Here is a 25983-nt window from a genome sequence, read left to right as displayed (position 1 = left end):
GCCGTTGCCGCCCGGCGTCAGCCGGCGAGACCCCAGGCCGCGAGGTTCCAGAAGGGACCTTCGACCGGGTTGATGCTCAGCGGGCCGCCGACCTTCTCGCTCCAGAGGAGCACGTTCGGCACGGTGTCGATCGGGATGGACGGCACTTCCTCGGCGATGATCGCGTCGGCTTCCTGCGAGGCGGCGACGCGGGCGTCCACGTCGAGTTCGCTGTCGATCTCCGCGAGGAGCGGGTCGAGCTCGGGGACGTCGACCCGGTAGAAGTTGATGCCGGAGAAGCCGTTCGCCTCGCTGGGGATGTTCGCCGAGCCGAACGAGGAGCTGAGCGTCGGGTCCGGGAAAGTATCGACGATCGCCCACAGCCCGGCCTGGAAGTCGCCCTGCGGCGCGATGGTGCCGAAGAGGTCGGCGGGGGTCACCGCCTTGATGTCCATCTCGAAGCCGGCTCCCTGCAGCTGGGACTGGATGATCTGCACGGTGAGGTCGCGCCGCTTGTTCCCGGCCAGGGTGTTCAGGGTGAACGAGGCGGTCTCGCCGCCCTTCGCCCAGACCCCGTCCGCGTTCTTCTTCCACCCGTCGGCCGTCATGATCTCGTCGACGCGGTCGAGGTCGGTCGTGTAGACGGAGAAGTCGTCGCTGCCGAAGGCGCCCACGATCGGCGTGTTGAAGCTCTGCTGCGCGGACTCGACGCCGAGGTCTCCGAAGAGCCGCTTGACGATGGCGTCCCGGTCGAGGGAGTAGGCGACCGCCGTGCGGACGGCCTTCGAGTCGAACGGGGCGACCGAGTTGTTGAACCAGAGCGCCTCGAGGTTGCCGCTCCGGGCGTCGACCGCCGAGCTGATCCCGGGCAGGCCCGCTTCGATCTGCTTGACGGCGTCGAGCTGCGCCGACGGGTAGAGCGCGTCGACCTGCCCGCTCTTCAGAGCCTGGAAGGCGGCCGCAGTGTCGGGGAGGAACATGAAGGTGACCTTCTCGAGGTGCGGCTTCTCGCCCCAGTAGTTCTCGTTGGGCACGAGGGTCACGGAGGTGCCGCGGTTCCAGGAGTCGATCTTCCACGGGCCGCCGCTGAAGTCGTAGCCGTCCTTCATGATCGCCGCCCGGTCCTGCCCCTCGAGCAGGTGCGCGGGGAGCACGCCGTAGACGCTGAACAGCGAGCGCCAGCCGGCGTACGGGCCGCTGAGCGTCACGATCGCAGTCTGCGGGTCGGGCGTTTCGATGGACTCGATGCCGGTGTAGCCGGTCTTGTCGAAGATGTCGTCGCCGTCGCGGATCTGGAGGGCCGTGTAGGAGAGGTCGGCCGAGGTGATCGGCGTCCCGTCGGACCAGACCGCCTCGGGGTTCAGACGGTAGGTGATGACCTGCTTCTCGCCCTGCATGACCGCTTCCGGCTCCTCGCTCATGAGGTCGGAGGCGACGGGCGACCAGACGTCGTCGACGAGGCGGGTCTCGAACACGGCCGGCATGGTGGGGATCTGCATGACGTAGGTGCCCCAGATGGACCCGCCGCAGGTGGCGATCCAGTCGGCGCAGTCGGGCTCCTGCTCGGCGCCGATGACGAGTTCGCCGCCCTCGGTGACCGTGGTGTTCGGGGTGTCGCTCGGAGGGGCGCTCGTCGTCGAGCAGGCCGAGACGGACACGACGGCGAGCGTCGCGATGATCGCTGCGGCGGCGTGGACCAGCCGGCGCCGCGTGGGCGGTGATACCTGAGACCTCTGCATTGGGGAACTCCGTGATCGTGTGGAACCTCGTGAGCCACACCCGGCGGGGGCCGGGGTGGTTTGACTCTAGGCGGGACGCGGCAAGTTAGCAATGTCCCTAGTCAATGCGGATGACTAAATGCTGGATGCTCCCGCCGCGGAGGCGGGACGCTCCGCGCCGTCGCTCCAGCGGCGACCGTCGAGCGTGCGGTGTGCGAGCTCGATCATGATCCGCTGCTCGGATTCGAGCAGCTCGAGACCGGTCGGCTCGTGGCCGCCGTCGAAGATTCGCAGCACGACGTCGCCGCCCCGGGCGGAGATCTCGTCCACGAAGCGCTGCACGCCGACGACCGGGGTCCTGGTGTCGAGCGCGCCTTGATTGATCCAGGCCGAGCCGCGCACCCGGTCGACGTAGCTCACCGCCGAGTAGCGGGCCACCGCCTCCGGCGGCACCCAGGTCTGCCAGACGCCGCGGACGGCCGGATTCATCGCCGCGATGGCCGCTTCCCAGTCCGCGACCGCGACGTGCGCGAAGCCGCCAGCGAAGAGCTCGGGGAGCCGCCCGAGGCTGAGCAGGGTGAGGTGCCCGCCGAAGGACGCGCCGGTGATGAAGGTCGAGGCCGGGTCGCCGAGCCCCTGCTCCCGCAGCCAGCCGACGGCGGCGGCGATGTCGTCGATCTCGCGGTCTCCGCCCGACCCCCAGAAGCCTTCGCGGAAGGCTTGCCCGAAGGTCACCGAGCCGCGATAGTTCACCGTCGCGTACGCGAAGCCGGCATCGATCCAGGCCTGAGCGCTCGGGTTGTACTCGTCGAGGAAGACGAGGTTCGGCCCGCCGTGCACTTCGAGCACCGTCCCGAGCGGCGCGCGCCCCGACGGCAGGCCCAGCCAGACCTGCACGGGAACGCCGTCGGCACTCGGAACCATGCGCGAGGTGAACGGCACGCCGGGCGGCGTCGCCGCCGGCGGGAGCGCGACCGTGACCGTGCCGTCCCGGTCGATCAGTTCGGCATGCAGCGGTACGTCCCAGGCGGAGCGAAGCGCGACGACGCCCCCGTCGCGGCGATACCAGGACGACCACTGGAACGCGTGCAGGTCGGCGACGTCCGGATTGGCGAAGCTCCCGCCCACGCGCACGACCCGGTGCGCGCGGGTCCGCTCGTCGAACTCCAGCAGGCGCTGGACGCCGTCGAGGACGTGCACGGCGAGGATCCGGCCGTCGGCGGCGTGCCAGTCGAGGGGGATGACCTCGCCCTCGAGATCGGATGCCTCGAAGTCGACCCGCTCCCCGGTGAGCGGATCCCAGATCGCGGGCCGCACGTATCCCGTCCGCTCCGTCGCGACGAGGAGGCGCTCGTCGCCCGGCTCGGGCGAGAAGCGCACGGCGCGCACGGGGCCGGCGGGCAGGTCGTCGAGCACCGCGACCGGTGCTCCGCTCGCGACCTCGAAGACGCTGACCGCGGCGCGGCGCACCCCCGGATTGTGGTCGGTGGTGTCCATGGATGCGAGCCGCCCGTCCGCCGAGGGCTGGCCGTACCAGGCTTCGGCGGCGGTGTGATGGACGACGGAGGCCGGCCCCCACGGCCGCGCCGGGATCGCCAGCAGGTGGTAGCCCTGTTCGTCGACGATCGAGGCGAGCACGAGCGAGCCGTCGGCGCTGGCCTCGAGGCCGCGCAGGACGAAGGGTTCGCGGCCGGGGGTGAGATCCACCCGACGGCTCCCGTCGAGGCTGGTCGCGACGAGCGACCCGACCTCGGATCCGCCCCCGTCGGCGAGGTCGACGATCCAGCCGTTCCCCTCGCCGGCGATGATGGCGCCCACGGCGACGGGGAAGGGCAGCTCCTCGCCCGGCGCCTCGCCCACCCGCCAGAGCCTCGCGAACGATTCGGCCCGCTGATCCTCGACGACGAGCGCGAGATCGGGGTCGGCCTGCGCCGGGCGGACGGCGAGCGTGTGCGGCACCGCGAATCGCGCGCGCAGCGCCTCGTCCTGCAGATCGTGGGTCCCGGTCATCCGCTGCTCCTTCGCAAGGCCGATCTCGTTAGTCAGTGCGCCTGACTATATCATTGACTTGCATGCAGGATAGTCCCACTTCGCCAACGTTGTTGACTATGCGGAAGACTGGCGTGCTGTACGGTTGGGTGCGATCCGCCCCGGCCGGGCCACTGGCCCGCCACAGGACCGCTTTGAAGGAGGACCGGTTTGTCGACGCCGAAGTCAGCTGACGCAGCCTCCGCCGGCTCGGGCCGGAAACGGCGCGCCCGGGATTCACTGAGCCGCGAGCTCATCGTCGCCGCAGCCGAGGAGATCGCGCAGCAGGAAGGGCTCGAGAAGCTCACCTTCCAAGCCATCGGCGAGAAGCTCGGCGCGCACCCCACTTCGCTGTACCGGCACTTCCGCGACAAGGACGAGCTGATGCTGGTCCTGATCGACACCCTGCGCGCCCGATCGTATGCCGGGGCGATGATCGCGACGGACGACTGGGTGGCCGACGTCCGAGCCCAGGCCCGCCTCATTCACGACCACTACATGCGCTACCCGGAGTTCGCGCTGCAGATGGCGACGCGCCGGCCGACCGACTTCGGGTCGATGGACTTCATGATCGGCGCGCTGCGCCGCGCGGGCTACGGCGCCGAGGAATCGGCCTTGTACGCGCGGGCGCTCGGCCAGCTGGTGCGCTCGGCGACGAGCATCCAGGCCGCGATCGAGGCGCAGCCGGCCGAGATCCGCGAGCTCGACGAGGTGACGTGGGAGATCGACTTCCGCCGACTCGACCCCGAGGATTATCCCAACATCACCTGGGCCGGCAGCTTGCCCGGCATCCGCGACCCGCGCGCCTGGGAGACGGCCCTCGAGCTGATGATCGAGAGCATCGTCCGCCGGGCGCCCGGCCGAGACGGCGCTCAGCCGGACTGAGCCCCGTCGAGGGCGTCGATCGCCCCCGCGATGAGTGCGATCCGCTCGATCATCGACGCGAACGACACCCACTCGTCGACCGCATGGGCACCGCCGCCGTTCGGCCCGAGCCCGTCGAGCGTCGACGCGCCGGCCGCCGCCGTGAAGTTGCCGTCCGATGCGCCGCCGACCGCGACGTCGCAGAGCTCGGGCTGCCCGAGTTCGGCCGCGACGCTCCTCGCCACGGCGAGGAGCTCCCGCGAGGCTTCCGGCTCCATCGGCGGCCGGTTGATCCCGCCGTGCAGCACGAGCTCCACATCGGGCGTCCTCGTGGGCAGCGCGAGCATCTCCCGGTGCACACGCTCCAGTTCGGCGACCGACCAGGCGCGCACGTCGATGCGGAGCTCGGCATGGTCGGGAATGGCGTTCGTGACGGTGCCGGCCCTGGCGACGGTGGGGCTCACGGTCGTCCCGAGACTCGCGTCGGCCAGCGCCGGCAGGGCGAGCACCTGGTGCGCGAGCTCGGTCAGGGCGTTGCGCCCGCGCTCCGGCTCGAGTCCGGCGTGCGCCGCCCGGCCGTGCACCTCGATGCGGTAGATGCTGCCGCCCCGGCGCGCCGTCTTCACGGCGCCGTCGAGGCTCGGCTCCAGGACGAGGACTGTGCCGCAGCGCCTGGCCTCCTGCTCGATGAGGGCGCGCGAGGTGATCGAGCCGGTCTCCTCGTCGCTCGTCACGAGGATCGCCACCCGTTCCGGGTGTGCCACTCTCGCCAGCGCCTCCGCCATCACCACGATGCCGGCCTTCATGTCGAAGACGCCGGGGCCGGTGATGCGGTCGCCCTCGACTCGGAACGGTCGCGCAGCGGCGGTCCCGCGCGGCCACACGGTGTCGAGATGCCCGAGGAGCAGGACCGAGGGCGACTCCCCGCCGCTCCAGCGCAGGTGCCGCACCCCGTCGCTCTCGACGATCTCCCCAGCGGTACCCGCGACGGTGGCCAGCCAGGAGTCGATGAGCGTGTGCGCCGCGTCGATGGCTTCCGCGTCGCCGGTCGGCGTCTCGATTTCGACGAGCGAGCGGAGCCGGTCCAGCGCACGCCGATCCACCGCCGTCACCACGCCGCTCCCTGCTCGAGGAAGGCACGCAAGGCCGCTGCAGTCTCGGCCGGCGCTTCCTCGGCGAGATAGTGGTCGGCTTCGACGGCATGGCCCTGCACGTGAGCGGCGAACTCGCGCCAGACGGTGAGGACGTCGAAGTTGCGTCCGACGTAGCTCGACTCCCCCCAGAGTGCGAGGAGCGGGGCTTCGATCGTTCGGCCGTCCGCGCGGTCCTCACGGTCGTGCTCGAGGTCGGTGCCCGCGGCGGCGCGGTAGTCCGCGCAGGACGCCCGGATCGTGTCGGCGTCGAAGCACCGGCCGTACTCGTCCATCACCTCGGCCGGGAACACGTCCTGGCGCCGGGCCCGCCCCCGGAACCGGCTCTCGAGCCAGGCGCGAGGGTCGGCGCCGATGAGCGCCTCGGGAAGCCCGCCGGACTGGGTCAGGAAGAACCAGTGGAAGTAGCTGGTGGCCATCGCCCGGTCGACGTGCTCGAACATGTGCAGGGTCGGCACGATGTCGAGCACGGCGAGCGCGGCGACGGCCTCGGGCGCATCGAGCGCGAGACGGTGACCGACCCGTCCGCCGCGGTCATGGCCGACCACGGCGAAGCGATCGAATCCGAGCGAGCGCATCACCCCGAGCTGATCCGCCGCCATCGCCCGCTTGTCGTAGCGCTCCCCGATGGGCTTCGCCGAGTCTCCGTACCCGCGGAGGTCGCTCGCGACCACGGTGAACCGTTCGGCGAGCTCCGGAGCGACGAGCCGCCACATCGAGCGGGTCTGGGGGTACCCGTGCAGCAGCAGCAGCGGCGGCCCGTCACCGCGGACCGTCGCGGCGATGCGGACACCGCCGCCGACCTCGACCGTGGTGCGGTCGCCCTCGAACAACTCCATCATCACTCCAGTCAGCATCGCCGCTAGTCAGCGCCATTGACTATACACTGACAATCGCTGCCGCCATGCGACGAGGAGCGTTCAGCGCGCCGCTTCGGCGAGCGCCAGCAGGAACTCCTGGGCGAGACCACGGGCGTCGGGGCGGACCAGGGCCACGATGGTACGGGACGCCAGGGGGTCGTCGATGGCGATCTCGACCGCACCGGTGCCGATGCCGTTCGAGCTCCGCGGGAGGATCGCGACGCCGAGCCCCGCGGCGGCGAGCCCGTGCGCGACGCGATAGTCGTCGACCTGGAAGGCCGCCTCGGGCACCGGGCCCGCCCGGCCGAGCAGCCGGAGCACGGAGTCGTGCAGGCCGTACCCGCGATTCAAACGGATCGACGGCTCCTGCCGGAGCTGGGCCGCGGTGACCGATCTGGCCGTCGACAGCGGATGGCCCGCGTGGACGACGGCCACGAGCGGCTCGACGTAGAGCGGCTGCACGTCCACGGCGTCGAGTTCCGGCGGATCGGCGACGAGGGCGAGCATCACCTCGCCCGCGACGACCGCTTCGATGCACGCGTCCCGCGAGCCGTGCGTGAGCGAGAACGACACGTGCGGCCGCTGGAGGCGGTACCGCCCGATCGCCCGGGGCAGGAACTGCTCGCCGAGCTGCGTCTGGAACGCCACCGAGAGCTCGGTTCGCGAGAGCTCTTCCTGCGTCATGGCGGCCGCGATTCCCAGGCGAAGCGCCGACACCGCCTCCTGCGCCGCTCGAGCGAGCTCCAGGCCTGCGGGCGTGAGCCGCACGGAACGCCCGTCCGGTCGGACGACCGGCACGCCGAGCGCCTCCGACAACGCCTTGAGCCCGCGGCTCGCCGACGACTGGGGGACGCCGAGTTCGTCGGCGGCGCCGCCCACCGATTCGCTTGTCGCGACCGCGGCGAGCAACGGCGCATAGCGCGCCAGCGCGCGCAGCTGTCGAGATTCCATATCGAAATGCTATGGCTTTCAGGTAAGGACTCATTAGTCCTGCATTCACGGTATGGATACCGTCGCTGCATGACCGAAGGCATCGCAGCGCGGATGACCCTGGTGCTCGTCTGCGCCGGGCTCGCCACCTTCGCGGACCTCTATGCGATCCAAGGGGTCCTCCCGCTCGTCGCCGCGGAGTTCCGCGTCGACGCCGCGACGGCCGGGCTCACCGTCTCGGCAGCGACGATGGGCCTCGGGCTCGCCGTGCTGCCGTGGGTCGCGATCGGCGAACGCTGGGGGCGGGTTCGCTCGATGAAGGCGGCCGTGCTCGGTGCCGCCGCGATCTCGCTGGCGTCCGCGGCGGCCCCCACGGTGGAAACCCTCCTCGTCGCCCGCGTGCTGTGCGGCGCGCTGCTGGCCGCCGTGCCCGTGCTGGCGGTCGCGTACGTGCACGAGCAGCTTGGTCCGGCGGCGGTGGCGAGGGCCGTCGCGGCATACGTCGCCGGCACGACGCTCGGCGGTGCGAGCGGACGACTGCTCGCCGGGCTCCTCGCCGAGCCGATGGGCTGGCGGGCATCGCTCGCCGTGGTCGCGCTGCTCAGCGCCACCGCGGCGGTGACGTTCTCGCTGCTGGCAAGAGGCGCGCCGCCCACCGGCACATCGCGCGCCAGACTCGTGCCAGGTATCCTCGCCGCGCTCGCGAACCCCCGGCTGAGTTCGATAGCCCTGCAGACCTTCCTGCTGATCGGCGTCTTCGTGGGCATGTACAGCTACTTGACCTTCCGCCTGCAGGAGCCGCCGTACTCGTTGTCGCCGGCAGCCATCGCCCTGCTCACGCTGTGCTACCTCGTCGGCACGCTGACCGCCCGGCTCTCCGCGCACGTCGTGTCGCGCCTGGGCTATCGCGGAACCGTGCTCGTCGGAATCCTGACGATGGGTGCCGGCCTGGGCTTGACCTGCGTCGAGCCGCTCATCGGGGTCGTCGCCGGCCTCGCCCTGTTCACCGGCGCGTGGTTCCTCACGCACGCCGCCGCCTCCGCCGAGACCGGCGCCCGCGCACCCGCGGACTCCCGAGCACATGCGAGCGCGGTGTACACGATCGCCTTCTACCTCGGCAGCGCCGTCGGCGGATGGGTGCTCGGCCTGCTCTTCCACGCGGCGGGCTGGCCGGGCTTCGCACTCGGGGGCGCGACGCTCGTCGTGCTGGCCGGGGTGATCGCGCTGAGCGTCAGGCCCGCCGACTGACCACGCCGGCGCTCAGTCGAGGAGCGGCGAGCGGCCGATCCTCTTGACGAAGTACACCCGGTCGAACCCGTCCTCATGGCGCCGCTCACGCTCCTCGTATCCGCGCTTGGCGTACATCGCCAGGTTCTCGACCATCGCGGCGTTGGTGTAGAGACGGACTTCGGGAACCCCTGCGCACTCGGCCAGGTCCTCCGCGTGCCGGAGAAGCGCGCCCCCGACTCCTTGACCGTGGTGGGCTGGATCGACCGCGACGTTCTCGACGAAGAGGTGATCGGATGCGAGGACCGTGACGATCAAGCCGACCGGCAGCTCGTCCAGCATCGCGACGGCCACTTGCCCGTTGAGAACTCGCGCGCGGTAGTCGTCGTCCATCGGCGCGGGACGCCGTCCTATCCGCGCGACGTATGGTTCGTACGCACGTCGCACGATACCGATCAGCGCATCGGCGTCGCCTGGTCTCGCCGGCCGAATCTCCACCCCTTCAGCTTGCCAGTCGACCTGAACGCCTGTCCTCCCGCGAGTAGCGCTCTCACGCGAGAGGACAGCGGCCACGATTCCATGGCTCCCGGCTGGGCGGGAGACGGTTGACAGGCGTCGGCGGCACGGGAGCCCTCTCCTCGGACGGCTCGCCAACCCTGATCAGGATCGAGGACGGCGGGGCGTCCGCGGCGCCGGTCCGTCAGAGTGAAACTCCTCGCCCCGAAACGACGAACGCCCCCGCACACAGCGGGGGCGTTTCGAGTGGGGCGTGGTCTGAAATCTCCCAGATCTGCGTCAGCCGTGAGCGCTGTTTCTGTGCTTCTGTGTGTAATCCTCTCGCACGATCAGAAAAATCCTCCAGGCAAGATCGCATCGTTCTAAGTGCGACTCCGATCATCAGATTTCGCTCCCGTTGCTGAATATCTGGGACTTCAAGTTTGCCGGCGGAGCTTCGAGGGCACAGGGCTATCGATGCGGATGTGGGTCGAGTACGGCGCGCGCACGGCACCTCGCCCGCGCCGGGGTTGCCAGCTTCGGAAGCTCGGCAGAATCTGGATACCCAGCGAGGCACGACGAAACCCAGCTCACTCACAGGCGGCTCCGGGGCCGGCCGCGAGACCGCATCGGCCGAAGTTGGATCCGCTTGCGCCGGCCGCGCGTAACCGAGCATCTGCTGCTCGACGAATCGGGCATCCCAACGGGTGCTCCGTTGAGATGCCCACACCTCAGCCTCGGATATACGTTGATCCGGCTCTGGGCTTCGCGCCTGCGGTCACGTGGACGGTTACCATCGACGGCGGTGCGGCCGCGGGCGCCGGCGCAGAGGCCGGCGGCGTCGGCGTAGTCGGCTCTGTCATGTCATCACCTCCTCCGGAAAGTTGAAGTGTTAGCGCGATCACGACTGCTGACAGCCAGGCGGTGACGAGTAGCAGCAGGGCAACTTGAACGGCCTTGTTCTTTCGCCGTAAATCGCGTCGAGCCGCGTCAAGCTCGACTTGGAGGTCATTGATGAAGCTCGTCCGCACCGCGTCCGCCGGAAATGTTCTGAACTCTCGAATGTGCTGGACGGTGATGACGTTGGCTTGCGATTTCCAGAGCCAGATTGCGGCGAATCCTGGGATGGCTGAGGCGACCGCCAGTAGGACGGGTCCCACCATCCATACGTTTGGAGCGGAGGTGAACTCAATCGCGGTAATTGCGACCGCCGCTGCCAGAATGATCGACGCGCGAGTGATGGCGTTCGCTTGCCGGGACGCAACGTCAGAAAGCTGTCGGCGGAGTTCCTCAAGCAGCAGCTCGTCTCTGCCAGCGTCGCGGAGGAAGTCGTCGGTCATCCTTCGCACGCTACCTTGGACGGGCAACATGTTGCGATGAAGGCGGACACCGTTCATGCTCCCTTCCACAGAGCAGCCGGATTGAGGGCTCGCGAGTTGGCCTCGTTGTGCGTGGAAAATGCGTTCGCCCTGGTGGAGCGCAGGCCGGTTCGGCAAGCCGCAGGCGGATGAAGGTGGGGGCCAACTGGACAAGCCCGGTTCGCCCCCACCTGTCCGGAAGTTACTTCCCGCGCTTCGGCTTGGCCGGCTTCACGGTCTCATTGACCGTGCTCTTCGGGTTGCGGCGGACGGACGCCTGGGAGACGAACTTCCCGGTCACGGCGCTGCGGCCGCGCTTGCCCGTCATGCTTCCCTCACAAGACGCCAGGTGACTCCCTGGCCCCGGTAGGGCGGCATGACGTTCCCCTTGGCGATCGGGGCGGTGGTCGTCGGCGAACCGACAACCTCCCAAACGCCGCTCTTCGGGCAGATCTGTCCAGTCGTCGCGGTCATAGAACCACTCCATTCAGCTTGGCCTGCGCTTCGCCGGTTGCGTCGCGTCAGGTTCTTCACCCTCTACAGACGACGTAACTTTCAGTCCGCGCAGTCTCGGCAGACCGAGGACCCTTCGTTGAAAAGATGAGCTGGTTGGATGAACCCGCAGCCGGAGCAGAGCCGCTCCTTGAGAGCGTTCCGGCAACCACACCGCGTACATTCTGGGCAGATGGGTGTGCCGCAATCGTGTGCGCGACTGAAGTTCATCCAGCCGTGTCCGCAGAACTCACATACGTGCCACCGACCGGTGACTTCCGCCTCAAAGCTGGGAAGCGCGAGCTGCTTCCACGGCACCCCAGATTCCGCAGCAACGACGAACCAGTAGCCGTTCCCGGCGCGCGCTGCTTGTGCCCAGAGTTCAGCGCCTCGGATACCGTCCCGGAACTGGAATCGGGTCAACCGTTCGACAGTGTTCTGTGTCGCTACTCGGAGCGCGCGGACGATTTCGGCGGTTTGCTGGTTCGAGCCTCGGCGCAGCGGCGGCAGTCCCCTGGTTGCGCAGAACTCTACTGTTCCGTCGGATCCGATCACAGCAACGTAGCCGTCGACGGTGAGGCGTTGAGCTGCTGTGACGGCGACTGCTGACCGTGAAGCGTCAGCTGATGCCCACAATCGGGCGACGTCCGTTGCGGACGGTGTGCCGGTCGGCAGGACGCTGTCCACGAGTTCGTCCGAGAGGAGGATCTTCGCCGCGAACAGGTCGCACGCAGCTTCCTCGAGTGCGACTCCTCCGTCGTCTCGGAGGACGGTGGTGTCGGCGATCGCCGTGGTCTGCTGTAGGTGGTGGCCGAATTCGTGGAGCGCGGTGAACCGCATCCGCTCCGCGGTTGCGGTAGCGACCGACAGCCGTGGAGGGGTGACGGTGTTTATGTACATCCCCGCGATCGAGCAGTGCTGGTCGTAGAAATCCTGTGGGTTTAGGTACGACAGTTCGACATCCGGGTACTGGTCGAGGGTGAGGAGGGGATCGGCCCGTAGGTCGCGCAAAAAGTCGGGCGAAATCGCGCGGACTTCGTCGAGCATCGCTTCCACTTGAGCTGGTGCGTCAAGACGGGCACGGATCCGGTTGGCGGTGTCACGGGTTGTCATAGTCCTGCCGCTTCGATGTATCGGGTGATGCGGTCGTCCCAGTCCAGGCGGCTGCCTGATGTGCGGGCCGCACTCATCGCGCCGTACCCGAGGACGGTTCGCGCCTCCGTGTGGGTTCGTCCACCGCTCACGAGTCGGTCAATGGGTCGCCGCCACTTCGCGCTACGCAGGCTCAGCTGAAGTTCGTCGTCGAGCGGCGGATTGGACCTGAGGAGGCGGGCGCTCGACAGGTCAGTCACGGTGGCGAGCTGGTCGGCTTGCTGTGGCGTGAGCAGAGCCTGGCCGCGGAAGAGCCTCACGATAGCCGGGCGGTCGAGGGTGGTGGCGTCTGCGATGGTCTGTACGTCGACCTGCGCGGCCCGCAGGAGGGCGGGGAGAGATTCGGGCGGTGCCTGTTGAAGAGGTTCCTCGAGCGCTTCCGCCGCTGCTTTCAGTTCGATGTTCTGGTCGCGAGTGGCGAGTGGCTTTACTCCATCAGGCTGTTGAGCCCACCACTGCTGGAATGTGGTTGCGCCAGTGGTGTCAATCCGGTCAATGATTGCGTCCGCTTTGACAGGGTCAACCGCGATCGCCTCCTTCCACGCGATCAGCCGCACCCGCGAGGCAGTGGTGACCTCCTTCGTGAGGTCTGTGTGTACGGCCGTTGTCGAGGCGAGATGGCCGACGATTTTGTCGGTGGTGGCAGATTCGACGAGAAGGAGGGCTGCCAGTTCGTCCCAGCGGATCCGTGCCACCGTGCCAGCCGTCGGGGTTGCCCCGTTGAGCGGCTCGATGGTGAGCTGGCGTTCACGCCACCGTTGCTGAATCGTGCCGGTCAATTCGTCGGTGTCGAGCGGTTCGAGGTTCACGTTGCCTCCCTTCTTGCAGTGTGGGTTCTATCGGATACAGACGACGTAATTGTCACAGGCGGGCGGATGCGCGCTCGATTACGACAGCAAGGGCGGCGCGACCGACGTCGGTGCTCGCGCAATGCGGCCTGAGCCGGAGAAGGAGCGAACGGATCTTCTCCTGAGCTTCACCAACCGGAATCTGGAGGCGTGACGCGAGCACGTCGGGGGTTTCGTACAACGCAAGCACGACCTCATCGTCCTGTCTGAGTTGACCGCTGATGTGCTCCGCGGCCAGCTGCACTTCGAAGTCCTGCGCGGGATCAGGCTGCGACTTCTCTGCCTCTGCTTCAGCTAGTTCAGCCTCATGGTGTTCGAGCCCGAACCGCTCAACGACGAACCTCGCGAGCAGTTGCTCCCTGAGGGCCCCGAGCGCGGCACTGAACACTCCGAGGCTGTACTCGACGATGACTGCTCGGTTGCGCTTCGATGTCGGTCCGGCCGTGTTGAGCGGTTCGAGGAGCGTTGTGGCGGTGTGTGCTGATTTCCGGTAGAGCTCCTGCAAGTCACCTTGCCAGACGGCATTTCCAAAGTCGGTGGTGGTCCACCCATCTTCGCCGGCAAGCAGTTTCTTCGCGTTTACGAAACTGTCGTGTTTGGCGTAGAGGCTGCGGAGCCGTCGACGCATTTTTCCGGCAGTGGTGGATTTTGCCTGGTCGATCAGCCAATGCTCGATGGAGCGGAGCAACACCCGTTCCAGTGATCCTTGGTCAGTCGCAAGCGCTTGCACCTCCGAGATCCACGATCCGTTCTTCCCGGCGAACATCCCGCCGATGAAGTCCTCGATGGCGCGGTTGTCCCATCGTCGGTGATGCGGTGGTGGAGGAAATCCGCGGGTTCTGACCAGTTTCCCGGTGAGGTCCTTGATGAGCTGCACCGTCTCGGTACCCGGCCCGGTGCTGGCCAGCTCGTCCCACGCGCTCATCCTTTGTCCTCGAGACCTGTGCTGTTCGGTTTCGTGGAGAGCGCCGGGTGCTGTCTCCGGTACACGAGCAGGTCGGCAAGATGCTTGCTTTCGGCCCTCAACGAGGATTGAAGCTCCCACCGAAACCCGTGGGCCGTGGTGAGAGTGACTTCCTCGTAAAGCATGATCGGCAACACTGGGTTGTTCGAATAGCGGCGGTCTGGGCCACCTTTGACATTCACGTACTGCCAGGTTTGACCGACTCGTTCGCCATCTCGGGGAACCGAGCCGCGTCCTTCGATGAACCTCCGGGCTGTCGCGTACGCGCTGAGGACGTCATAACTGATGTCGGTGTACACCCGGCCTTCCCGGACGAGGATCCGATCGGGGAGGAAGTGCAGACTGGTCTTGTCGGCTTCGATCGTGGGCACGACGACATTTGTTGCCAGCGTTTTCGGCCCGTTCCGGTGGGCGCGGGCGGGGATGCGTTTAACGAGGTTGCTGGCGCCTGCGTTGGTCTTGTGCTGCCGGGTGGTGACGACCTCACCGGATTGAACCACCCGCCACAGCCCACCGGCTTTCTGCAGACCCTCCAGCGCCTGGCACATCAGCTCGTACCATTCGGCCGGCTCGTCATTGACGTCGTAGAAGACGACCACGGCCTTGCGAGACTTTTCGTATTGGAACAGCCACCACAGGAATGGAGCGGCAAGCGCCCAGAGGATCGCTCCCCACGGGAGTACAAACAAACCGGTGATGAGAACTGCGATGGTGACCGGCCAGGCAAGAGCTCGGCGTCGTGCGGCGGTGTTCAGCTGTTCGACGATGTCCCCGCCGCCGGTCGGGAGGAGCTCTTCAACTTGAGCGCCAGTCACGTCCTCGAACAGGACCGGCGATGCCGACCATGCTGGCTGCGGGTAGTGCGGAACGGGTCGGCGATCACCGGGTGACCTTGTCGCCGTGCGGTACTGCAGGACCCCGGTGCCGAGGTTGACGTAGTTCCCTCGCGGGCCTGTTCCTACGCGGAACCCTGGGGCCCCGGCGCTGACTCCGATACCAGACCTGCTGAGATTGAAGCGGAAGGGCCCCGCCTTGATGCTCTTACGAACGTAGAACCCCATCGCCCTCAGCTATCCCCTTTGACTCACGCGATTCGCGGCGCTTACCCTGCCGTGATGTCGGCGGCTCTCACGAGCCGCACCACCCGTAAGCACCGGAGCCTACTTGCCACCGGCGGTCGTATGTCACCCCCGGACTTGGGGGCACTCAGCGGGGCTTGGCAATGGAGCTGCGGCACCCGAGCGCGCGGACCGTGCGAACGGGTGCTCGTGGCTGGACGGTGAACGATCTAGGTTGCGGCGCCGCTGGATCTCTCGAGTCGATCCGGCGCGCGCCTCGAAAGGGAACTCCCCCGAGATTCCGGCCATCACCTTCTGGAGGCAAACACAAGGAGGGTCCCCTGCCGTTTTTCACGGTCGTTCTGGAATCAATCGTCGGGGTGTCTGCGAGTGCCAGTACCGCAATTGAACCTGAGGTGCACTGCGGGGCGATAGTGGCGCCGAATGTAGCGATATCGGTTACAGAGGAGTCAACCGTCCGCCGGCGACCGGCCGCACCGCTAGGGTGGAAAGCGCATTCCGCCGTCGGTTCGATTGGAGACCCTGGCATGCAGATGACCATTCTCAGCGGTGCGGGCCGATCTGCCGACCCGTGGCACCCCTACGCGGAGACCTCTGCGGCGATCGCCGAGATCGGTTCGGCGACCGGTTTCGAGGTCAAGGCCGTTCCCGGCACCCTCGAAGGACTCGCCGAGCTGTCGGAGCGCTCGTCGCTCGTCGTCGTGAACGCGGGCGATCCGGAGGGACCGGGCCTCGACGGCACCGTGCCGACCGCGCCGGCCGACGCCGACCTGGCCGCCCTGGCCGCCGAACGGTTCGAGGCCGCACTCGAGCGCGGCATCGGCATCCTCGTCGTGCACTCGGGGGCGGCCGCCCTCCGCGAGGTGCCGGCCTTCGGCGGGGCGCTCGGCGCCCGCTGGGAACGCGGACGATCATGGCACCCCGACCAGGGTGACGCCAGGGTCCTCGTCGTGGGCGATCACCCGATCGTGCGGGGCCTCAGCGACTTCGAGGTCTTCGACGAGCGGTACACGGACCTCGTTCCGAACGCCGACTTCGAGGCGACGAGCACGGTGCTCGCCGTCCACGAAGAAGCCGGCCGGACGCATCCGCTCGCCTGGGCCCGCGAGCTCGGGCGGTCGCGGCTCGTGTACTCGGCGCTCGGGCACGACGCACGGTCGTACCGCTCGGCCGGGCATCGTGCATTGCTCGCCCGCGCGCTGCGCTGGCTCTCGGCGATGTAGCGGCGTCGCGGGCGAGTCCGACGGCTCAGCGCTCGGCGGGACCGTCCTGCCAGCCACCCGACCAGGCAGCGCGATCCAGCGGGAGCGCGCGGAGCGCGTCGAGCAGCCCACCGGGCAGCTTCACGGCGAGGAGCGCCTCGGTGGCCTCGAGATCATCAGTCGTCCGCATGCCGATGATCGTGCGGTCGATGCGTGGATCGTCGGTTGAGAAGCGGAGGGCGGCCGCGGCGAGCGGCACGCCCGCCTCGGCGCAGAGCGACGCGGCGACGCCGGCCGCCTGGACCACGCGCGGATCGGCGACGTCGTAGGCGTACCGGTTCGTCGGCGGCGGCCACGCGGTGAGGAACCCTCCGCCGTACGGTGACGCGTTCGTCGTGTCGACGCCGAGCGAATGGGCGAGGTCGAGGAGCGCATCGGCGCTCCGATCGACGAGCGTGTAGCGGTTGTGGGTGATGAGTGCGTCGAAGTGCCCAGTCTCGAGAAAGCGCCGCATGAGCGCGGCGGGTCCGCCCGCGACGCCGATCCGCCGCACCGTGCCCGCGTCGCGCGCCTCGACGAGCGCCGCCATCGGGCCGTCGACGGCGGTCGCCTGGGCCCACGAGATGTTCTCGGGGTCGTGGAGGTAGACGAGCGGGAGCACGTCGAGGCCGAGCCGGTCGCGGCTCTCGTCGATCGAACGGCGGACCCGGGCCCCGGTGAACTCCCCGCTGCGCATGTCGCGGTCGGCCTTCGTCTGGATGACGATGCCGTCCGGCACCCCGCCGAACGCCTGGATCGCCCGCCCGATCCGGCGTTCGGTCTCACCGTGGCCGTAGTTGTTCGAGGTGTCGATGGTTCGGACCCCCGCGCCCCCGAAGATCCGTGCGACGAGTCCGGCGGTCTCGGCTTCGGGGGTGTCGACCGTCGGGGAGGCCTCGTTCCACGCGACCCACGAGCCGGTGCCGGCCGCGAGTGCGGGTGCCGTCGTCGTGGCCACTCGAGCTCCTTCGATCCAGTCCCGACCGCCGGGGGCGGGAAGATGCTGCTAGATTCGCTCGAGCGGGAATGCGTATTCCCGCTCGATCGAGGCGATGCTAGCCCGCCCTCGGTCTCGTCTGCAAGGAGGCTTGATGCGCACCGACTCGATCGCCGGGCGAGCCCGCCCCCGCGCCGCCTTCGTGATGCGCGACGGGCTCGTCGATCGACTCTTCGCACCGTCGCAGCTCGCGGCCCTCGACGGGCTGCTCGAGGTCGAGGGATCCGGCTCGTTCGCCTCCCTCGCCCAGGTGCCGCCCGAGACCGAGGTGCTCATCTCGGGCTGGGGCTGCCCGGCGATCACCCCGGCGGCGCTCGAGCGCCTCCCGGCCCTGCGCGCGATCTTCCACGCGGCCGGGACCGTCAAGGAGCACATCGACCCGTCGGCCTGGCAACGCGGGATCCTCGTCACCACCGCCGCCGCGGCGAACGCCCTGCCGGTAGCCGAATACACCCTCGCCTCGATCCTGCTCGCGGGCAAGGGGGTGCCCTCGATCATCGAGGCCTACCGGGATCGGCCGGAGCTCGATCTCGAGCAGGAGTTCCCACAGATCGGCAACCACCGCCGCCGGGTGGGAATCCTCGGCGCCTCGAAGATCGGGCGGCGCGTCATCGAACTGCTGCAGCCCTTCGATGTCGAGGTGCTGGTCAGCGACCCGTACCTCGAGGCGGACGATCCGCTCCACGACCAGGCGACCGCGGTCGGGCTGGAGCAGTTGTTCGCCGAGTCCGAGGTGCTGAGCGTGCACGCCCCGCTCCTGCCGGAGACGGTGGGGCTCGTGAGCCGCGAGCTCATCTCGACGATGCCGGACGGGGCGGTCCTCATCAACACCTCCCGTGCGCCGATCGTCGATCAGGACGCGCTCGTCGAGGCCGCGACGACCGGCAGGATCAGCGCGATCCTCGACGTCACCAGCCCCGAGCCGCTGCCCCTCGACCACGCGCTCCGCTCGACGCCCGGCATCGTGCTCACTCCGCACGTCGCCGGGGCCCTCGGCAACGAGCTCCACCGCCTCGGCGCCCAGGTCGTCGACGAGGTCCGCCGCTACGTGGCCGGCGAACCCGCCGTCCACCCCGTCGGACTGGCGGATCTCGCCGCCATGGCGTGATCGGGTTGACAGCGGGCAAGCGCATGCCTAGCATCAGGAAAGCGCATTCCCGCCGTGATTCATCCCGAGCGGTCGACGGAATGCCCACCAGAGTTCCAAGCTGGTCACCCATCAAAGGAGATGCCCCCAAATGAGAAGAACCCTCACGGCGATCGGCGCAAGCGTCGCCGCGCTCGCCCTTCTTGCCGGTTGCAGCGCCGGCGAGCAGCCGAGCGACGGCAAGGTCACCCTCGAGATGTGGTCGTGGGACCCGGGGATGGCCGACATCGTCGACGTCTGGAACTCGGAGAACCCCGACATCCAGGTGAAGCTCAGCGACCCCGCCGGCGGCGACGAGCTCGTCAGCCGCATCCTCACCGCCCACAAGTCGGGCGACGCGGCCGACATCGTCAAGGTCGAGTACCAGTCGCTCCCCGCGTTGATCGCGAACGGCGTCGCCGCCGACATCACCGAGTACGTGCCCGACGCCTCGAAGGACTTCACCCCCGGCGCCTTCGCGCAGGTCGAGTTCGAGGACAAGACGTACGGCCTCCCCCAGGACTTCGCGCCGCTCGTCTTCTTCTACCGTCAGGACATCTTCGAGCAGTACGGCCTGAAGGTGCCGACCACGTGGGACGAGTACGCGGCGACCGCTCGCGCGCTGCACGCCGCCGACCCCTCGAAGTACCTGGGAACGTTCAGCTCGACCGACCCGGGCTGGTTCAGCGGGCTCACCCAGCAGGCGGGCGCCAACTGGTGGAGCGCGTCCGGCGACACCTGGACCGTCGACATCGACGACGACGCCTCCGTGAAGGTCGCCGACTACTGGCAGGGCCTCATCGGCGAAGGCGTCGTCAAGGGCGACCCCTTCTGGTCGCCGCAGTGGAACAAGGAGATGGACGACGGCACCTACGCCGGCTGGATCTCCGGCGCATGGGCCCCCGCGCAGTTCGGCGGCATCGCACCGAACAGCGCAGGCAAGTGGGTCATGACCTCACTGCCCGCCTGGACCGCCGGCGACACGACGACGGGCATCTGGGGCGGTTCGGCCACCGCCGTCACGACCGACTCGAAGCACCCGGCCGAGGCTGCGAAGTTCATCGACTGGTTCAACACCAGCGACGAGGCGCTCGCGCTCCAGGTCGAGAAGATCAACATCTTCCCCGCCGCCTTGAACGGCCAGAAGCTCGACGCACTGAAGACCCCGCCGGCCTACATGCCGAACCAGCCGAGCTACTACGCCGACGTGGCCGCGATCGCCGAGGGCGCGCGCAGCTTCGACATCTGGGGGCCGAACGCCACCGTGACGTTCGGCGCCTACAACGACGGCTTCGCCAAGGCGATCACCGACGGTACAGCCTTCAGCGAGGTGCTGAAGAATATGCAGACCGTCACCGTCGACGACATGGAGAAGCTCGGCTTCTCGGTCGAGAACTGACCCCGGCGGGGAGGCCTGCTCGGCCTCCCCGCCCCACCCAGCACCCACCCGGGCCACGAAGGAGCAAAGTGGGCACCAGCACCGCGCCCGAGACGGCGGCCTCGAGCCGTCGACGATCGGCGACCACTCGGCGGCGATCCCGCAGCACCACCGGCTTCGCGCTGGCCCTCCTCGCGCCCGCGCTCGTGCTGCTCGCGCTGTTCACCTTCGCGCCCGGCATCTACGCCTTCATCCTGAGCCTGCTGCAGCGCCGGGTCTCCGGCGGTCTGCTCGGCGGCGAGACCAGCCTGGAGTTCGTCGGCTTCGCGAACTACCTGGCCACGCTCGGCGACGCCGAGTTCTGGGCGAGCCTCGGACGCATGCTCCTGATCGCCGGCATCGGTGTGCCGGCCACGATCATCCTCGCCGCGCTCTTCGCGCTCTGCCTCGACGCCGACCGCACGCGACTCGTGGGTGCCTGGCGCATCGCGATCTTCCTCCCCTACGCGGTGCCCGGGGTGATCGCCTCCCTGCTCTGGGGCTTCCTCTACCTTCCCGCCACGAGCCCGATCGGCGGCGAGGTCGTCGACTACTTCGGCGGCACCGAGGTCTTCTTCTCCGTCGCGAACATCGCGGTGTGGGGCGTGGTCGGCTTCAACATGGTCATCATGTACACGGCCCTCCGCGGACTGCCCCGCGAGATGTACGAGGCCGCGAAGCTCGACGGCGCCGGCGAGCTGCAGATCGCGCTCCGCGTCAAGCTGCCCATGATCAAGCCGGCCATCGTGATGTGCTCGCTGTTCTCCGTGCTCGGCGCCCTGCAGCTGTTCAACGAGCCCACCACGCTCCGCCCCCTCGCGAACGCGATCTCGTCGACCTGGGTCCCGCTCATGAAGGTCTACACCGACGCCTTCGTGCACGACGACATCTACGGCGCCGCGGCGACCTCGCTGCTCCTCGTGGCGCTCACTGTCGCCGCCTCGGTGCTCGTCAACAGCATCGGCTCCGCCATCGGACGCTCCGGCCAGAGGAAGAAGTCATGACCATCGCCCTCGACCGCACCGAGACGCCCGACGCCCGGAACACGGCCGGGCGCGGGGAAGGCCCCGCGGCACGCTCTGCCGCGCGCCGCCGCACCAATCTCTTCTCGACGGCCATCCTCGTCATCGGCGCGCTCTACTGCGTACTGCCGGTGCTCTGGATCCTCGTCGCCGCGACCAAGTCCCCCGCCGAGCTGTTCTCGACGCCCACCGCGATCCCGTCGTTCACCGGTGGGTTCTGGGAGAACCTCACCGGGCTGTTCGCCTACAAGGACGGCGTCTTCGGCCGCTGGATGCTGAACTCGGCGCTCTACGCGGGCGGCGGCGGAGTGGCGTCGACGCTCATCGCCGCGGCCGCGGGCTACGCGCTCGCGAAGTACCGGTTCCGCGGCTCGACCTGGATCTTCCGCCTCATCGTCGCGGGGGTGCTGCTGCCCCAGATCATGCTCGCCATCCCGCAGTACCTGCTGCTCGCCCAGGTGGGCCTCACCAACAGCTACCTCTCGGTGATCCTGCCCCTGCTGGTCAGCCCGTACGCGATCTACCTCTGCAAGATCTACGCCGAGTCCTCGGTGCCCGACGAGATCATGGAGGCCGCCCGCATCGACGGCGCCTCGGAGTGGCGGATCTTCGTCTCCACCGGTCTCCGCTTGATGGCGCCCGCGCTGGTGACGGTCTTCCTGCTGCAATTCATCGCGATCTGGAACAACTTCCTGCTGCCGTTCATCATGCTCACCGACGACACGAAGTTCCCGCTCACGCTGGGCTTGTTCGCGATGCTCCGCTCGGGGGCGTCCCAGGCGGCGTTGTACTCGCTCGTGATCATGGGCACGCTGCTCGCGATCATCCCCGTGGCGATCCTGTTCCTGTCGCTGCAGCGCTACTGGCGGCTCGATCTGCTCTCGGGCGGCGTGAAGGCCTAGCGACCGGACGGATGCCTCGTGCCGCCGCCGCCCGAGGCGACGACTCAGCGCTGCGGGGTGCTCTCGCGGAGCATCGGTCGAGTCGGGATGACGTTGCGGCGGAGTTCGTTCGGGCTCGCGGTCGCCCGGTGGACCGCCTCCCGTGCGACCTCGTCGAGCGGCACGTGCACGGTCGTGAGCTTCGGCACGACGTCGCGCAGCGTGGTGATGTCGTCGAAGCCTGCGACGCCGAGTTCCTGCGGCACGGCGATCCCCCGTTCGCGCAGGCTGGCGAGTGCGCCGAGCGCGACGTCGTCCGAGATCGCGAAGACCAGGTCGGCGGCGGCGAGTTCGTCTCGATCGAAGCCGTGCAGCAGTGAGTGCGCACCCTGCCAGCTGAACTCCGGGTGGTGCACCCGTTCGGCGGGGATGTCGACGCCGGCGGAGGCGAAGCCGGCGATGAAGCCGTCGACGCGTTCCTGCATCGAGCGCAACGGGGCCGCGGAGCCGAGCACCAGTGGCGTGCGGTACCCACGACCCGCGAGCTCGACGGCAAGGCGGTGCGCGCCGTCGTAATTATCGAAGTCGACGGTCTCGAAGGGCATGTCCGAGCGGCTGATCAGCACGACCCGCCCGCCGGTCTCCTGGTAGCGGGCGAGTTCGGTCTCGAGCGCGCGGTCGGCCGGGGCGTCCAGATAGCCGGTGCCGGCGAGGATTATGGCCCGCGGCTGCTGCCCGCGCAGCTCCCGCACCAGCTCGAGCTCCCGGTCGAGCCGGCGGTCGGAGACGGCGAGGGAGACCCGGAGGCCGACCTCTTCCGCCGCTCGCATGATCGCCGCGGTCATCGCGGCGAAATAGGCGTCGGCGACGCTGCTCGTGATCAGGGCGATCGTGCGCGATGCGCCGCGCGCGACGGCCTGGGCGGCGAGGTTGGGCGTGTACCCGAGTTCCCGCGCGGCATCGAGGACCAGGGTGCGCGAACGGTTGTCGACGCGCTTGGCCGAGCCGTTGATGACGCGGGAAGCGGTCGACTGCGAGACGCCGGCGAGGCGAGCGACGTCGCTCAGCGTCACCGGTCGGCGGGTGGAACTGGCATCGGCGGTCACGATGGCAGAATACCCGGCCGCGACGGGAATGCGCTTTCCTGGTACCATTCGAGGCATGCACAGTGTCGACCGCTCGTATCCGGACCTGCACCTGCTCATCGACGGGCGATGGATCGGCGCCGACGAGCGAGACACCGTCGACGTCGAGAACCCGGCCACCGGCGAACACGTCGGGCGGGTCCCCGTCGCCAGCGAGGACGACGTCGAGCGCGCGCTCGAGGCGGCCGACCGCGCCTTCGTCCCGTGGCGGGACACCTCGCCGCACCGCCGCGCCGCGGTCCTCATGCGGGGCGCTCAGCTGCTGCGCGAGCGGCGCGAGGAGATCGCCGTCGCGATGACGCTCGAGAACGGCAAGCCGTACGGCGATTCGCTCGGGGAGGTCGACTACACCGCCGACATCATCGACAGCCTCGCCAGCGAGGCGCCGCGCACGTACGGCCACGTGCTGCCGACGGCGGCCGAGGACGGCCGCACGCTCGTCGTCTCGGAGCCCATCGGCCCGGTGGCCGCGTTCACGCCCTGGAACTACCCGCTCACCGTGCCCGGGCGCAAGGTGGCCGCAGCGCTGGCCGCGGGCTGCACCGTCGTGATCAAGCCGGCCGAGGAGACCCCCGCGAGCGCCGTCGCGCTCGCCCGCGCGCTGACCGACGCCGGCCTGCCCAACGGCGTCCTGAACGTACTGTTCGGCGACCCCGCGGCGATCTCGACGCGGCTCATCGCCTCGCCCGTGATCCGCAAGGTCTCCTTCACCGGCTCGATCGGCGTCGGCACGCTCATCGCGAGGCAGGCCGGCGGGCTCGCGAAGCCCGTCATGCTCGAGCTCGGCGGGCACGCGCCCGTGCTCGTCTTCGACGACGCCGACGTCGACGCGGTCGCACGACAAGCCCTCGGCGCGAAGATCCACAACACCGGCCAGTCCTGCGGCTCACCGGTCCGCTTCTACGTGCACGAGCGTGTGCACGAGCGATTCGTGGAGCGCTTCGCCGCCTTGCTCGACGCCGTTCGCGTCGGCGACGGCTTCGACGAGGCGACCGAGATGGGCCCGCTCGCGAACTCCCGGCGGCTCGCCGCGATGGGCCCGTTCGTCGATGACGCACTGGCGCGCGGCGCGACGCTCGCAGCCGGCGGCCCCGCCGACGGAAATGGCTTCTACTACCGCCCGACGCTTCTTGCGGGCGTGCCGGACGACGCTCTGGTGATGCATGACGAGCCGTTCGGCCCGATCGCCGCGACGAGCACCTTCTCGGACGAGGACGAGGTGCTCGCCCGGGCGAACGGACTCCCCTACGGGCTCGCCGCGTATCTCTTCACCAGCGACGCCGACCGCGCGCTGCGCATCCCTCGCCGACTCGACGTCGGCATGGTGAGCGTCAACCGCTTCGGGGTCGGCGCGCGCGACACCTTCTTCGGCGGACGCAAGGCGTCCGGCTTCGGCTCGGAGGGCGGCCCGGAGGCCGTCGACGAATACCTCGTGCGAAAGCTCATCGCGCAGGGCTGAACCGACTCGAATGGACTGGGCCGGCGGCCGCGGTCGCCGGCGAGGGCGGTGAGCGACGGCCGGCGCGAGGTACGGGCATCACCAGGACGCCGAGACCGATGCCGACGGCCACAAGCCCGAGCCAGCCTGCGAACGACAGCGACTCGCCCACCACGGCGACGGCGAGAACCGCCGCGACGGCCGGTTCGCAGAGCGTGAGGGTGGTGGCCGTGCTCGCGCGAATGCGGTCGAGCCCGACGCCGAAGCAGACGTAGCCCAGGAACATCGGGACGAGGGCGAGGTACAACGCGACCGAGACGGTCGTCGGTCCGGCGAGGATCGGCCCGCCGGTGGCGATCACGACCGGCAGGAGCGCGAGCCCGCCCGCCCCGAACACGGCGCCCATCGCGGCCGCGCGGGGCACGCCGCTCCGCATCACTCGATGGACCGCCCAGCTGAACACGGCGTAGGCCAGGCCCGCCGCCAGCCCGAGCACCACTCCCCAGACCGTGGCCGCCGCCCCGGCTCCGCCCTCCTCGGCCCGGGAGAAGCAGAGGACCGCGCTGCCGCCGATCGCGAGGAGCGCGGCGACCGCCCACCGGCGCGTGAAGCGCACCCGGTCGACGACCCGTTCAAGGATCGCGGAGAAGAGGGGCGTCGACGCGATGGACACGACCGTGCCGACGGCGACACCGGCCAGCCGCATGGAGGCGTAGAAAGCGAGCGGGTAGACGACGACGGCTCCCGCTCCGAGCAGGACGAGCCACCGTGCGCGGCTCAGGCCGACCCGAGCCGTACGGAGCGCGCGCACGGCGATCAGCGCCTGCAGCAGGCCGCCGACTCCCATGGCGAACGCGCCGATCGCGATCGGCGGCACGGAGGGCGCGAGGCTCGCCGCCGTCCCCGTCGTGCCCCAGAGCACGCCCGCGGTGAGCACCGCGAACGCGCCGACGGCCGAGCGGCTCACCGCTCCGCGATCAGCTCGGCGGCGATCCGGCGGGCGTCGCGCAGTCGCCGGTCGGTGCCCTCGAGGCCGGCACGCGCCATCGCCCCTTCCAGGAGAAAGGAGAGGTGCTCGGCGAGCCGCTCCGCCCGCATCGGATCGACGAGCTCGCGCAGCCCCTCGAGGAGCAGCCGCTCGACCTCCTCCTTGTGCGCGCGGACGGCCGCTCGGCCCGGCGCGTCGCTGGGGAGCTCCGCCGCGGCGTTCAACAGCCCGCAGCCACGGAAGCCGTGCTCGTAGGCGGCGTCGGCGTGGTCGACGTATGCGTCGAAGACGGCCAGCACGCGGTCGGCAGGCCCGTCCGCCCCGGCCGCGCGCGCCCGATACAGCTCCAGCCAGTCCTCGTGCCGCGCCTCGAGATAGGCCTCCACCAGCGCCGCCTTCGAGGCGAAGTTGTTGTAGAGGCTCATCTTCGCGACGCCCGCCTCGGCCGTGATCGTGTCGATCCCCGTCGCCACCACCCCGTCGGCGTAGAACCGCCGGGCCGCCGCATCGAGGATGCGCTGTCGCGCGCCGCCCTGACGCCCCGTTCCCGCTGTCGGCATGCCGCCTCCTTCGTCTAGGTAGG

At 69.2% G+C, this 25983-nt stretch carries 24 protein-coding genes; 8 read left to right on the top strand and 16 right to left on the bottom strand.

Annotated elements, in window-relative coordinates; translation table 11 throughout:
* Positions 1 to 17 precede the first annotated feature (17 nt).
* Both IEY71_RS10800 and IEY71_RS10795 read right to left on the bottom strand, forming a co-directional pair.
* Entirely contained in the window at positions 18 to 1718 is a 1701-nt protein-coding gene (locus tag IEY71_RS10800) for an ABC transporter substrate-binding protein (protein WP_189085345.1), read from the bottom strand.
* A 114-nt stretch (positions 1719 to 1832) separates the two neighbouring features.
* Positions 1833 to 3707, bottom strand: a complete 1875-nt coding sequence (locus IEY71_RS10795) for a prolyl oligopeptidase family serine peptidase (protein ID WP_189085344.1) — start codon at positions 3705 to 3707, stop codon at positions 1833 to 1835.
* A 189-nt stretch (positions 3708 to 3896) separates the two neighbouring features.
* On the opposite strand from IEY71_RS10795, the gene IEY71_RS10790 reads away from it, so the two are divergent.
* On the top strand, positions 3897 to 4610 hold the full coding sequence (locus IEY71_RS10790) for a TetR/AcrR family transcriptional regulator (RefSeq protein ID WP_189085343.1): 714 nt from the start codon (positions 3897 to 3899) through the stop codon (positions 4608 to 4610).
* Here the strand turns inward: IEY71_RS10790 and IEY71_RS10785 are convergent.
* The 3 genes from IEY71_RS10785 to IEY71_RS10775 form a co-directional block, all read right to left on the bottom strand.
* Positions 4598 to 5701, bottom strand: coding sequence for a M20 family metallopeptidase (locus IEY71_RS10785; RefSeq protein WP_229781684.1), 1104 nt, complete (start codon positions 5699 to 5701; stop codon positions 4598 to 4600). The genes IEY71_RS10790 and IEY71_RS10785 overlap by 13 nt on opposite strands.
* A complete protein-coding gene (locus IEY71_RS10780) occupies positions 5698 to 6597 on the bottom strand; it encodes an alpha/beta hydrolase (RefSeq protein WP_229781683.1) in 900 nt (299 codons plus the stop codon). The genes IEY71_RS10785 and IEY71_RS10780 overlap by 4 nt, the downstream gene beginning before the upstream one ends.
* A gap of 63 nt (positions 6598 to 6660) precedes the next feature.
* Positions 6661 to 7551 carry a LysR family transcriptional regulator gene (locus IEY71_RS10775; protein ID WP_189085342.1) on the bottom strand — a complete coding sequence of 297 codons (891 nt, stop codon included), beginning with the start codon at positions 7549 to 7551 and terminating at the stop codon, positions 6661 to 6663.
* 69 nt (positions 7552 to 7620) lie between these two features.
* Between IEY71_RS10775 and IEY71_RS10770 the strand changes: the two genes are divergently transcribed.
* Positions 7621 to 8778, top strand: coding sequence for an MFS transporter (locus IEY71_RS10770; protein WP_189085341.1), 1158 nt, complete (start codon positions 7621 to 7623; stop codon positions 8776 to 8778).
* Between the two features lie 12 nt (positions 8779 to 8790).
* Here the strand turns inward: IEY71_RS10770 and IEY71_RS10765 are convergent, their stop codons facing one another.
* The 7 genes from IEY71_RS10765 to IEY71_RS10740 form a co-directional block, all read right to left on the bottom strand.
* Complete coding sequence (locus IEY71_RS10765; protein ID WP_229781682.1) at positions 8791 to 9150, bottom strand: GNAT family N-acetyltransferase; 360 nt, start codon at positions 9148 to 9150, stop codon at positions 8791 to 8793.
* 833 nt (positions 9151 to 9983) lie between these two features.
* Positions 9984 to 10592: a hypothetical protein gene (locus tag IEY71_RS10760; RefSeq protein ID WP_189085339.1), complete on the bottom strand. Its 609-nt coding sequence runs from the start codon at positions 10590 to 10592 to the stop codon at positions 9984 to 9986.
* Positions 10593 to 10812: 220 nt separating this feature from the next.
* On the bottom strand, positions 10813 to 10938 hold the full coding sequence (locus IEY71_RS18545) for a hypothetical protein (protein WP_268243562.1): 126 nt from the start codon (positions 10936 to 10938) through the stop codon (positions 10813 to 10815).
* Positions 10939 to 11165: 227 nt separating this feature from the next.
* Complete coding sequence (locus tag IEY71_RS10755) at positions 11166 to 12149, bottom strand: ImmA/IrrE family metallo-endopeptidase (RefSeq protein ID WP_189085338.1); 984 nt, start codon at positions 12147 to 12149, stop codon at positions 11166 to 11168.
* Between the two features lie 62 nt (positions 12150 to 12211).
* Positions 12212 to 13063: a hypothetical protein gene (locus tag IEY71_RS10750; RefSeq protein ID WP_189085337.1), complete on the bottom strand. Its 852-nt coding sequence runs from the start codon at positions 13061 to 13063 to the stop codon at positions 12212 to 12214.
* A gap of 52 nt (positions 13064 to 13115) precedes the next feature.
* Positions 13116 to 14027 carry a hypothetical protein gene (locus IEY71_RS10745; protein ID WP_189085336.1) on the bottom strand — a complete coding sequence of 304 codons (912 nt, stop codon included), beginning with the start codon at positions 14025 to 14027 and terminating at the stop codon, positions 13116 to 13118.
* Positions 14024 to 15127, bottom strand: coding sequence for a DUF4236 domain-containing protein (locus IEY71_RS10740; protein ID WP_189085335.1), 1104 nt, complete (start codon positions 15125 to 15127; stop codon positions 14024 to 14026). Before IEY71_RS10740 ends, IEY71_RS10745 begins: the two co-directional genes overlap by 4 nt.
* Before the next feature lie 545 nt (positions 15128 to 15672).
* Here IEY71_RS10740 and IEY71_RS10735 point away from each other — a divergent pair.
* Positions 15673 to 16368, top strand: a complete 696-nt coding sequence (locus IEY71_RS10735) for a ThuA domain-containing protein (protein WP_189085334.1) — start codon at positions 15673 to 15675, stop codon at positions 16366 to 16368.
* A 25-nt stretch (positions 16369 to 16393) separates the two neighbouring features.
* Here the strand turns inward: IEY71_RS10735 and IEY71_RS10730 are convergent, their stop codons facing one another.
* Positions 16394 to 17344, bottom strand: coding sequence for an aldo/keto reductase (locus IEY71_RS10730; RefSeq protein WP_189085333.1), 951 nt, complete (start codon positions 17342 to 17344; stop codon positions 16394 to 16396).
* A 133-nt stretch (positions 17345 to 17477) separates the two neighbouring features.
* On the opposite strand from IEY71_RS10730, the gene IEY71_RS10725 reads away from it, so the two are divergent.
* From IEY71_RS10725 to IEY71_RS10710, 4 genes are all read left to right on the top strand, one after another.
* Positions 17478 to 18491 carry a hydroxyacid dehydrogenase gene (locus tag IEY71_RS10725; protein ID WP_229781681.1) on the top strand — a complete coding sequence of 338 codons (1014 nt, stop codon included), beginning with the start codon at positions 17478 to 17480 and terminating at the stop codon, positions 18489 to 18491.
* A 130-nt stretch (positions 18492 to 18621) separates the two neighbouring features.
* Positions 18622 to 19908: an ABC transporter substrate-binding protein gene (locus IEY71_RS10720; protein ID WP_189085332.1), complete on the top strand. Its 1287-nt coding sequence runs from the start codon at positions 18622 to 18624 to the stop codon at positions 19906 to 19908.
* A gap of 68 nt (positions 19909 to 19976) precedes the next feature.
* Positions 19977 to 20930 carry a carbohydrate ABC transporter permease gene (locus tag IEY71_RS10715; protein WP_229781680.1) on the top strand — a complete coding sequence of 318 codons (954 nt, stop codon included), beginning with the start codon at positions 19977 to 19979 and terminating at the stop codon, positions 20928 to 20930.
* Positions 20927 to 21850: a carbohydrate ABC transporter permease gene (locus IEY71_RS10710; RefSeq protein ID WP_189085331.1), complete on the top strand. Its 924-nt coding sequence runs from the start codon at positions 20927 to 20929 to the stop codon at positions 21848 to 21850. Before IEY71_RS10715 ends, IEY71_RS10710 begins: the two co-directional genes overlap by 4 nt.
* 44 nt (positions 21851 to 21894) lie before the next feature.
* Here IEY71_RS10710 and IEY71_RS10705 read toward each other — a convergent pair whose 3' ends face one another.
* A complete protein-coding gene (locus IEY71_RS10705) occupies positions 21895 to 22935 on the bottom strand; it encodes a LacI family DNA-binding transcriptional regulator (RefSeq protein ID WP_229781679.1) in 1041 nt (346 codons plus the stop codon).
* A 55-nt stretch (positions 22936 to 22990) separates the two neighbouring features.
* Between IEY71_RS10705 and IEY71_RS10700 the strand changes: the two genes are divergently transcribed.
* A complete protein-coding gene (locus IEY71_RS10700) occupies positions 22991 to 24433 on the top strand; it encodes an NAD-dependent succinate-semialdehyde dehydrogenase (protein WP_189085329.1) in 1443 nt (480 codons plus the stop codon).
* On the opposite strand, the gene IEY71_RS10695 is transcribed toward IEY71_RS10700, so the two are convergent.
* Both IEY71_RS10695 and IEY71_RS10690 read right to left on the bottom strand, forming a co-directional pair.
* Complete coding sequence (locus IEY71_RS10695; RefSeq protein ID WP_189085328.1) at positions 24417 to 25379, bottom strand: DMT family transporter; 963 nt, start codon at positions 25377 to 25379, stop codon at positions 24417 to 24419. The two genes, IEY71_RS10700 and IEY71_RS10695, sit on opposite strands and share 17 nt — an antisense overlap.
* Complete coding sequence (locus IEY71_RS10690) at positions 25376 to 25960, bottom strand: TetR/AcrR family transcriptional regulator (RefSeq protein ID WP_189085327.1); 585 nt, start codon at positions 25958 to 25960, stop codon at positions 25376 to 25378. The genes IEY71_RS10695 and IEY71_RS10690 overlap by 4 nt, the downstream gene beginning before the upstream one ends.
* Positions 25961 to 25983 lie beyond the last annotated feature (23 nt).

The organism is Agromyces mediolanus (assembly GCF_014648575.1).
Lineage (GTDB): Bacteria > Actinomycetota > Actinomycetes > Actinomycetales > Microbacteriaceae > Agromyces > Agromyces mediolanus.
This window is presented reverse-complemented; position numbering and strand designations above follow the sequence as displayed.

What these genes read in the sequence shown, in the direction of transcription:
- IEY71_RS10800 (WP_189085345.1), bottom strand. Translation starts at nt 1,718, where the DNA reads ATGCAGAGGTCTCAGGTATCACCGCCCACGCGGCGCCGGCTGGTCCAC.
- IEY71_RS10795 (WP_189085344.1), bottom strand. Translation starts at nt 3,707, where the DNA reads ATGACCGGGACCCACGATCTGCAGGACGAGGCGCTGCGCGCGCGATTC.
- IEY71_RS10780 (WP_229781683.1), bottom strand. Translation starts at nt 6,597, where the DNA reads ATGCTGACTGGAGTGATGATGGAGTTGTTCGAGGGCGACCGCACCACG.
- IEY71_RS10775 (WP_189085342.1), bottom strand. Translation starts at nt 7,551, where the DNA reads ATGGAATCTCGACAGCTGCGCGCGCTGGCGCGCTATGCGCCGTTGCTC.
- IEY71_RS10770 (WP_189085341.1), top strand. Translation starts at nt 7,621, where the DNA reads ATGACCGAAGGCATCGCAGCGCGGATGACCCTGGTGCTCGTCTGCGCC.
- IEY71_RS10765 (WP_229781682.1), bottom strand. Translation starts at nt 9,150, where the DNA reads ATGGACGACGACTACCGCGCGCGAGTTCTCAACGGGCAAGTGGCCGTC.
- IEY71_RS10760 (WP_189085339.1), bottom strand. Translation starts at nt 10,592, where the DNA reads ATGACCGACGACTTCCTCCGCGACGCTGGCAGAGACGAGCTGCTGCTT.
- IEY71_RS18545 (WP_268243562.1), bottom strand. Translation starts at nt 10,938, where the DNA reads ATGACGGGCAAGCGCGGCCGCAGCGCCGTGACCGGGAAGTTCGTCTCC.
- IEY71_RS10755 (WP_189085338.1), bottom strand. Translation starts at nt 12,149, where the DNA reads ATGCTCGACGAAGTCCGCGCGATTTCGCCCGACTTTTTGCGCGACCTA.
- IEY71_RS10745 (WP_189085336.1), bottom strand. Translation starts at nt 14,027, where the DNA reads ATGAGCGCGTGGGACGAGCTGGCCAGCACCGGGCCGGGTACCGAGACG.
- IEY71_RS10740 (WP_189085335.1), bottom strand. Translation starts at nt 15,127, where the DNA reads ATGGGGTTCTACGTTCGTAAGAGCATCAAGGCGGGGCCCTTCCGCTTC.
- IEY71_RS10735 (WP_189085334.1), top strand. Translation starts at nt 15,673, where the DNA reads ATGCAGATGACCATTCTCAGCGGTGCGGGCCGATCTGCCGACCCGTGG.
- IEY71_RS10725 (WP_229781681.1), top strand. Translation starts at nt 17,478, where the DNA reads ATGCGCACCGACTCGATCGCCGGGCGAGCCCGCCCCCGCGCCGCCTTC.
- IEY71_RS10720 (WP_189085332.1), top strand. Translation starts at nt 18,622, where the DNA reads ATGAGAAGAACCCTCACGGCGATCGGCGCAAGCGTCGCCGCGCTCGCC.
- IEY71_RS10710 (WP_189085331.1), top strand. Translation starts at nt 20,927, where the DNA reads ATGACCATCGCCCTCGACCGCACCGAGACGCCCGACGCCCGGAACACG.
- IEY71_RS10700 (WP_189085329.1), top strand. Translation starts at nt 22,991, where the DNA reads ATGCACAGTGTCGACCGCTCGTATCCGGACCTGCACCTGCTCATCGAC.
- IEY71_RS10690 (WP_189085327.1), bottom strand. Translation starts at nt 25,960, where the DNA reads ATGCCGACAGCGGGAACGGGGCGTCAGGGCGGCGCGCGACAGCGCATC.